The sequence below is a fragment of the Vibrio sp. HI00D65 genome (genome assembly GCF_001635455.1).
Classification (GTDB): domain Bacteria; phylum Pseudomonadota; class Gammaproteobacteria; order Enterobacterales; family Vibrionaceae; genus Vibrio.
Window position 1 is genome coordinate 156,540 of sequence record NZ_LWEH01000140.1, and the last position, 8,897, is coordinate 165,436.

General features: G+C 41.1%; 7 protein-coding genes and 1 pseudogene. 4 read left to right on the forward strand and 4 right to left on the reverse strand.

All coding sequences use genetic code 11. The features are described 5' to 3' along the window. The first annotated feature begins 143 nt into the window (after window positions 1–143). Together A3712_RS12175 and bcp are read left to right on the forward strand one after the other, a co-directional pair. Window positions 144–686: a glycine cleavage system protein R gene (locus tag A3712_RS12175; protein WP_004741657.1), complete on the forward strand. Its 543-nt coding sequence runs from the start codon at window positions 144–146 to the stop codon at window positions 684–686. Window positions 687–698: 12 nt separating this feature from the next. Continuing rightward, window positions 699–1,169 (forward strand): thioredoxin-dependent thiol peroxidase, encoded by a 471-nt coding sequence (gene bcp / locus A3712_RS12180; protein WP_004741656.1) that lies wholly within the window; start codon window positions 699–701, stop codon window positions 1,167–1,169. A 194-nt stretch (window positions 1,170–1,363) separates the two neighbouring features. Here bcp and A3712_RS12185 read toward each other — a convergent pair whose 3' ends face one another. Together A3712_RS12185 and A3712_RS12190 are read right to left on the reverse strand one after the other, a co-directional pair. After that, window positions 1,364–3,502 carry a hypothetical protein gene (locus A3712_RS12185; RefSeq protein ID WP_063523646.1) on the reverse strand — a complete coding sequence of 713 codons (2,139 nt, stop codon included), beginning with the start codon at window positions 3,500–3,502 and terminating at the stop codon, window positions 1,364–1,366. Beyond that, window positions 3,502–5,061: a hypothetical protein gene (locus tag A3712_RS12190; RefSeq protein ID WP_063523647.1), complete on the reverse strand. Its 1,560-nt coding sequence runs from the start codon at window positions 5,059–5,061 to the stop codon at window positions 3,502–3,504. Before A3712_RS12190 ends, A3712_RS12185 begins: the two co-directional genes overlap by 1 nt. A gap of 349 nt (window positions 5,062–5,410) precedes the next feature. Here A3712_RS12190 and A3712_RS12195 point away from each other — a divergent pair. Then, window positions 5,411–5,713, forward strand: a pseudogene (locus A3712_RS12195) (DDE-type integrase/transposase/recombinase); the annotation flags it as partial. Between the two features lie 216 nt (window positions 5,714–5,929). Here the strand turns inward: A3712_RS12195 and A3712_RS12200 are convergent. Continuing rightward, window positions 5,930–6,616 carry a hypothetical protein gene (locus A3712_RS12200; RefSeq protein ID WP_063523649.1) on the reverse strand — a complete coding sequence of 229 codons (687 nt, stop codon included), beginning with the start codon at window positions 6,614–6,616 and terminating at the stop codon, window positions 5,930–5,932. Window positions 6,617–6,654: 38 nt separating this feature from the next. Further along, entirely contained in the window at window positions 6,655–6,792 is a 138-nt protein-coding gene (locus tag A3712_RS27375) for a hypothetical protein (RefSeq protein WP_157618748.1), read from the reverse strand. Window positions 6,793–7,107: 315 nt separating this feature from the next. On the opposite strand from A3712_RS27375, the gene A3712_RS12210 reads away from it, so the two are divergent. Beyond that, window positions 7,108–8,622 carry a hypothetical protein gene (locus A3712_RS12210; RefSeq protein WP_063523651.1) on the forward strand — a complete coding sequence of 505 codons (1,515 nt, stop codon included), beginning with the start codon at window positions 7,108–7,110 and terminating at the stop codon, window positions 8,620–8,622. Window positions 8,623–8,897: the final 275 nt, after the last annotated feature.

Below are 8,897 nucleotides of genomic sequence, written 5' to 3' on the forward strand. Positions count from 1 at the left end.
GCGTTTCCGCGGTTTAGATATTCTTTTCATTTGTTGACTGTTAGGCGCAAGATGAGTCATAAAAAGCCCCGCTTGCACGCTTATTCCTCCTGCTAACTGTGCTAACATGCATGAATCAATGGAATATATAGAGACGTGATTTTATGACTCAACATCTAGTAATCACAGCTGTGGGCACAGACCGCCCAGGTGTTTGTAACCAAGTGGTTCACTTGGTCACTCAATCAGGCTGTAACATTATTGATAGCCGTATCGCACTGTTTGGCGAGGAATTTACGCTTATCATGCTGCTGTCTGGTAAAGCAAACAACATCACCCGTGTTGAAACCACCCTGCCCTTGCTTGGCCAAGAGCACGACTTGATTACGATAATGAAGCGAACCTCTCCGCATGATGTGGTAGAGAACTCCTACACGCTAGAAGTGTTCGTTGAGTCAGATGACAAACTCGGCTTGACCGAGCAGTTCACACAATTCTTTGCAGACCGAGACATCGGCCTCGACTCGCTGAGCGCACAAACGATCAATAAATCTAAAGTCCAGCTCGACAACGACCAGTTCCATATCTCTATTACCGCTTCTGTGCAGTCAGAATGTAATTTGATGCAGCTACAAGAAGAATTCAACTCGCTGTGTCAGAGCCTATCAGTTCAAGGCTCGCTCAACTTTATTAAAAACAGTCTTTAAAAAGGAAATATCATGAATACGCTAACGGCTGGTGTTCCAGCACCTGCTTTTTCTCTTCCGGATCAAGATGGCAATATCGTATCTCTTGGTGACTTCAAGGGTAAAAAGGTCCTTTTCTACTTCTACCCAAAAGCAATGACTCCAGGTTGCATCGTGCAAGCAGAAGGCCTACGTGATATCAAAGCACAGCTGGATGACCTAAACGTAGTTGTTCTGGGTGTAAGTATCGACCCAGTGAAACGTCTACCTAACTTCATTGAGAAGAAGTCTCTCAACTTCACACTGCTGTCTGACGAAGACCACAGCGTTGCTGAGCAATTCGGTGTATGGGGTGAGAAGAAGTTCATGGGCAAAGTTTACGATGGCCTGCACCGCATTAGCTTCCTAATTGACGAAGAAGGTCAGATTGAGCACGTCTTCAACAAGTTCAAGACAAAGACTCACCACGAAGTGGTGCTAGAGTACTTCAACCAAGAAGCTTAATACATGCCAGTTTGCGAGCCCTCGTTATAACGATAACGGGTCAACCTCAGCGAATGCAGCCGTTAAAAAGGCCGAATCTCGATGATTCGGCCTTTTGGTAACGCATAATGATGGTTGGCGATCCTCTAGGGAGTTTGGCTCACACCAACTTCCCTAAAGCGGTGGACTGAAAAGACCTTGTGTTTTAAGTCAGCCTAGTCTTGTTCAGCTAGTGCAAGTATCTCCGCTATCTGACGCACATAATCAGACAGAATAATACGGAGTACGGGCCGCCACCTCACTTCAGGAGTTTCCGCTATCTGAGCCAGCCTATGGTTAAAGCGCAACCAAAATAGTCCTTCGGTTTCTGAAGAGATAGTCGCAGTCATATCCATACCATCTTCCATGTGCAAAACTTCATCAAACAAAAACGGTGTCTGATGGTATTGATAAAAGGGTAAACGCATTGACCAAGGATTAACGGTAAAATACATATGTGGCTTATTTAGATAAGCATTAAACAATACCCCCTCCTCGATCGGTTGAGAAGCGAATACATCTCTTTGCCACATAGTTGGCAACATATTGTCGGTATGCTGCTGACGAAGTCTATAGAGCGCTGAGAAGATAAAGTCACCAAATTTATCCCAACTTTTTTCGAAAGCGACTTGGCTCAGTTCGTAGTCCAATTGTTGAGATAAGTACTCCACGGCTTGAGCTGGTGTGCTCTCAGGGTTGATCCTACTCAATACTTCTATCAAAGCAGGATATTTTGCACTGATGACATCCAGCGAGGGGTTACCTCTATAGAAGTAGTGTCTTTGCTCTGTTAGACGTGCTTGCCATTGATGCCACAGTTGCTCAAGTGGATACTTCAACTCCTGCTCAGTCCAGCCATGTTGAATTCTTCGTTGGACATATTGCTGAATATCAAGATCAAATAAGGGAGCGTCTTGCATATAACGTAAAACAGGGTCGCGGCGCTCATCAAATTGAATTAACTTCCCAGGGTAATCTTGGCAGTAAGTTCCACCGCAAATATAACCCGCGTCAACACGAAATGAGCCACTTTCTATCTCTTCTTCGGTCAACGGATATGGGTGCTGATAAACAACCGAAGCAAATCGCTCCAATGCCACTAACCGAGCTTTTTCATACAAGGCATCCGAATAGTCCTTATAGCTCTGCTGCGCTCGCATAAAACGCGCATTTGTCGTCGATGTTTCAATACTCTTGTTTATATAAATGGTTCGCCAATCAAGAATAAGATTAGAAATTTCTTGTCCAGCTGCACGCTCACTGCGCAGAAGTAAGCTTCTCAAACCATTGGTCATCGAATCATTATTAAACGTTACCAGAGTACCAAGATGGCCGGGCAAATTGCTTGCTAGACACTGATATAAGGACTGATTGATCGTGGCTTTATCCCCTTCCCCTGTTGCAAAATAGGCATGAGCATTCTGCCGTTCAATACCGCATAGAGATTGTCCGATCACAGAGAGCTGTGCTGGTCTAATGCCGTTCAAACGTGTGAGCTGGGTAGCGAAAAACTCATAGTCCATATGCGAAAGAATCACATCGAGCTTATTCTGCTTCTCCAAAACTTGCTCGATATAAAGTGCATCGAAATGAAGAATATTATTATCGATAATACGTTTAAGGTTTTCTGTTGCATGAGAGCGCAACGTTTCAAAGTCATGCTTTAACGTATTCTGACTATTACTCAACGAGGCTTTATCGGGTGTTGATACCGAATAACGATAGTAATCTTGTTGGTTCATTTGCCGAATTATTGTATCAGTAGTCGCTCGGTGAGATTGATAATCTACCCAGCTTACGGCTTCATTAATGGCTGGCACGATACTAAAAAAATTCTGCGCTCGATCGAGGTCGGTTTGATGATCATCATACACAGAGCGGGTTACACTCTCCCACCAAGGCCCAAGAATACCAATATCAGCGATAAACATGGCTGTTTTGAAAGATTCTTTAAATACCTGCTTTACGACTTTGGTTTTAATATTGGTCATTCCAAGACGACTAACAGCCTCTGCTTCTTCTATCTCCATCATATCTTGAGCATCAATACCAATCGACAGTATCTGATCCGTGTTTGACATCCATGAAGAGGAAGTTCCGCCAATCGCTGCGTTACTAAAATCTATACCAGGGATGGCCTCTAACGCCATCGCCTCATCACTAAAGCTAGCGATATCGTCAGAAAACTCACTCTCGAGACTTTCCATCCACTCAAATTCACTTTTGACCTTTGTGTCAGCGAGATTACATATCGTCGCATGGGCAACACCACTCATCATTAGCCATACAATAAACAGCCTAATCAAAATCATCATTACATTGCCTCCGGAAGACAAATACTGGAAGCAGAGCTTAACTGTGAAGACATAAATTCTGTTTGGCCATAGCGTTTCATCAAGGATTGCCATTCTTGTGCGCGCTCAAAGCTCAACTTAGGGTTAAGCGTTAGCTCATTAGAGGCTCGACTGATCATAAGTTTGGGGTTAAACGATGCTTTCAATGATTGAGCGATAGGAAATAAGTGCTCCGATTGCCCCATCCCAAATAAAACGACATGACTGCGATTACTAAGCTGTACCAAATCCTGGGCGATGATGCCCTCTGATGAGAAGGTCAACGTGTTGATGGGCTGTACTTCAAAGCTCGCGTAAGCCTCAAGTAAGTTCTGTCTTGCCGAGATAGCCACTTGCAGGTTGTCACTCTCCAACGGTGAGAGATTTTCAGGGACTGTCACATAAATGGGGTATTGGTATTTTGCAGCCATGCGAAACACCTCTGCATCGAGCATAGAGATGCTTTTTAGATCCGCATGAGTCAGGTAATCATGGTTTAAAACCAGCGCAGGTTTTGCCCCCGAGGTCATAAAACGTCTAACCCTCTTAAACATCTTATAGTTGTTTCCTTGACTAGAGACTGTGCTCTTTAATTCGCTACCTAATGTTGGAACATCCGCATCAAGCGCAACCATCTGATAGTCAAACATCTCTTTAGGCCAAACCATGTCTCTTACTGGGGCTCCACGCTCTATTGCCAAGTGAAACTCACTCACCGCCAATTCGCGATTCATTGCATTGAGAGACTCCATCGTATCGACAAACTGTTGACTATCGATACTCGAATGAGAAAGGCGAGACGCCTCTACCCACTGCTGTCGATAAGCCATACGTTGATTCACACGGCTTAATCGCTCTTGGGTAATAATGTGCTTTTCGATCGGATTTAGCGGATCGCTATAGGCAAGACCAGCCGCTGATATCTCGGAACCACTCAGTTCAACCCTTCTCTCCTGTCCCTCCAAAGAGCGAATAAGAGTCGTTGCTGCCTCAATGAATGATCCCGTCAAGTAGTCCCGACCATGCAGCATTTGGTGACCGGTATCAACAACGGTATCTGCGATGTCAAAACTATCGGGTATGTAATAGGAGCTTCTTGGAGCCAGATAAATCACAGCCGGCACTCCCAAACCATTAGAAGCATTCGCGAGAAAGCCAGGATCGAACAAAAGTGGACGAGTCCTTGACCAGCCAGACAAAGATAACCGAAACACCAAATGAATCTGCTTAGCAACTTCACTAGGCGCGTCTATCGCATAAGCAGGTTGCTCTCCTGGTCGTGCTATCGGCGCATAATCATTAATCTGACGGATAATTTCTCGTCCAGAAGGGGTACTGTTAAGGGCGTTTAGGTGGGCTTGGACGGTTTGAATAAATGAGTTGTCGGTAGTCTGCACATAAATATGCCGATCCACTTGATATAGGTGACCCTCTTCAGATGACATCGCGATGACTCGCCTTCCATCAGGGGGAGTATGAATAGAAATGGACGCATGTGCGTTGAAGCAGGCGAGTGCAAAAAAGATGAATTTGATTTTCATGATACAGCTCTGTTGGGTGGAAGAGCTTTATTCGATAAGAGAGACAGGGCCGCATTCACTATGCTTACCTAAAGAACAAAGGATTAATGCAAAGTGATTGCATATGATCTGGCATATTACATTCTTATAAAGGCGCGTAAACCCATTTACCCATTGAATAATAATAAACCAAGTTTAATCCAATGGGTTTGTTGCAAAAACCTCGCTCCCCGCCCAGCTTTCGCTATGATTCATCCTTAAGCAAGCTTTATGGGAAAATCAGAATTCCAATTCCGTGACCTCTCGCGAGCTATCGGCAAAATTCTGGATTTTGCTTCCCCGATTAACCCAATAACCAATCGGCTTATGGAACGTTATTGCCAGTCTCAAGCGTAAAGGCCGTTTATGGTAAGATTTAGAACACCGGCAAGTGAAATATCTGAACAATGGTATTGAGTCTAACCATTCCTCTACTAAAAACCTCATAGAAGCCACTGGCGGCTTCAAAATGCAAAAGCAGGCTTGGTCAGCGATTCAAGATTTTGTAGGAATACGGATGTTGAATAAGGGTCAGTTTGATTGTTGGCTATGTCGTGATGAGCCGAAATCGAGGGTACAGGAGAGGTCCGCCTTCGTTAACGAATTCTTCTATATTTTTGGTATTTATGCTTGAAATGAGGTGCTCAGATAGGCACATCAGAAATATTTTAATTTTTGCAAAAAGCCCAGCAGTATAACAGTATGTAGTGCTCCAGTAGTTTCAACCTTAATGGTTGGCTTATATCCTGTAACTGAAAACATCACAACTAATACCAAAATTAAGCCACCCAACTATTTACAGAGCGAAGATAAGGTATTCTCACATTCTTATTTTTATATCATTAAAATATCAATCAACATCATCCAGAATTTTTGTTGAGTAACCTTGATACTTTTCATAGCTGTCCATATCCTCTTTATTACCTTTACTAGCTAGGTATTCGAGCAGCTTTCCAGCTTCAATAAAATCGTCCTTTGCGCCATATTTAAGCATAATAAAAGCTAAAGCTCTTGTTGATGATTCCTCCCCCATTAAGTGAGAGTTGTAAAAACTCTGCTTTGCAAGGATATATAGTTCATTTTTTTTACTATTTTTATCATTTGAGTTTAATATATACAAATAAATCTTACCTAGAAGACCATACGTAGCTGCACTATACTTCCCTTCTGGAACCTTTTTAAGTAAAGCCACCGATTTATTAACATCCCTATCAACATGAAATCCTTGATAATATATAGAAGCTTCTAGGATCAAAGCATTAAAATTCCTTTTATATGTCATTTCACTTAGATTCAATAGAATTTCATTGTAATCATAAAGCTTATGAAGCTTTTCATAATTATTTAAATAAACAACAATGGCACCTAGTCGATCTTTATCACTTTTAGATTCAATATTTCCCGTAAAACAGTGATGTATATCTTTATAATTATTGCATAATCTCACCTCTGTCTCATTCTCCATAGCAAAAAGCTCCTTTGAAAAAGAACTCGTTGAGTATATAAAAAAAAGAAAAAAAACTGCCATTAATTTCATTCACTATCCTTTATTACATCACATGTTGAACTTGATATTTATTTATAATAAAATTTATTTCTAATAGCATTGTTAATATTAGCATCAATATCACTAATATTGTCTATGACACTCTTCATGCTTGCCTCAACATTACCCTTAATGGTTGTATTACTAACACTACCTGCGGCTTCCATTCCAACAATCCCTGTTGTGTCAGTATATAGCCCTCCCTTCACAGAGCCTACAGGAGTATTTAATTTGGGACCGAGACTCAGTTTACCAGCAACTTGCTTCAATTAATCATAATAGTGTAAATAAAAACTCACACGCCTTAAAAAACCATAATTCATGAAATTATAATATGAAAAGTCAGAAAACAAGTAGAATAACCTTAAATGTCATGAATACTTAAAATATTTTCTATCACTTCACAATTTATACAACTTCATAATGAAAAAATAAACCTGATCTCATTAAATATTAATTGTAATTCTGATAAAGGTATCAAAATGTTTGATTTAGTGAAGTGCACTTTTCTGTTTGCTTTTTTAATAACTACACAGGCTATCGCGCAGCCAAATTCTGAAGATAAAGTAAACCTATGGGAGAAAGCGCTAGAAGTTCGATTAACACCAAATGAAATCGATCTATTGCATTTGGATACAAAAATCCGCTTACCTCGTTCTGTTCGCGCTAACAATAAAGAAAGCTACGCGACTGCTCAAACAAATATACTCGGTTATGGCTTTAACCTTATTTCAGAGCAACCGATAAGAAATCGCTGTATTCTTAACCATAAATATCAAACGATAAATAACTTCAGCCGATACATTGAAGGCCGAATTGTTACTAGCAAATCTGAGGTCGATGAATTTTTCTCTTCAGCACTTTCCACAAATATCGATGGGCGCTACGGTGGCATTTCTGCTTCTGCCCGCTTTAGACGCGATGTATCTAATAGCTTTCAAAACCTAGAACAGAACAATACGGTAGCCTTTGTTATTCAAGAGAGAACAAAAAGACTCATCCGTGACGCCTGGCCAACTCTTGACCCAAGGGCAAAAGCATTACTGGATACCAATACTGAAATCAGTAAAAGTAATTTTAGAGCACTCTGTGGTGATGAATTCATTGATGGTGTGCAATACGGTCGTGAGATCTCATTGTTGTTGCAAGTTAAATCAAAAACACAACGAAGTGAGGACGCGGCAAAAACGGCAGCACAGATATCCGCGAATTACATGTCGCTCGTTTCAGGTGGTCTAGATCATGAGACCAAAGAAAAATATCGACAGTATCAACAAGATTATGACATTGTGATAAAGGCCTACGCGGCAGGTGAGCCTATTACGCTTTCTGACACCAATTTATTTAACTTCGCCGAAAAATTAAGAACCTTTGAAAATAGTTCTGACAGACAAGACAGTATCCTCAGTTATCAAACCGCCGCCTACCAAGTGCCTGAACAAATGGAGTACTGGCAAACCTTTAAAGACTATCGTCCAGCGAGAAATACAATGAAAAAATGGCATCAATTTATGGTATTTAAGCACCCAGACCTGTGCCAGTACCGCGATGCGAAATCTGTGTGTGCTCTTACTCGGCAAGAGTATCAAGAAATGCAAATGAACTGTGCTAGCACCTACAACTGGAATCGTTGTCACGAACCAGAATCACCTCAGTGCCTGCTTCTTTCAGGCCAACCTTGTAACCAACTAAACATAATGGGCAAACTGAAATGGTATGATGCCGTTATTGATTGGGAACAAAGCTATGAAGCCATATTTCCAAAAGAAGCTGTTGAGCTTCATATTATTGGTTATGAGAAAAAATTAGAAAACCGAGAGGTTAAAACCCAAACGATTGATTTGAAGCTAAACCTTGACGACCCAAACCGATTTAATGGTGAGTTTGTCTGTGATTTGATAATGAAAGAAGACAGAGTCGGTATGTGCGCTGTCCTTAATGATAAAGGTGTTGGTAAAGTCATTATAGAGGAACTAAGGTATTTACTGAGGGATTAGTGATGCTGGGAAAGAGATAGGGCACATACCTCTTTAGACCGCCTCTATGTGCCTTAAAGACTTTTTAACTCGCTTATTGAACAAAGGACAAACAATTGTACATTTGTTTGTCCTTCTTGTCGGAACTAAGGAAATGAAATTGAGTATAAAAAGAAATATCATAACATAGCTTCTTATTCCCCACACACATCTTAATTATTGATAGTTTAAATACAAAACAATCTCTCCTATCAATACTCTCTTGTTAATATTGAATTAATAACACTGTGTTAACG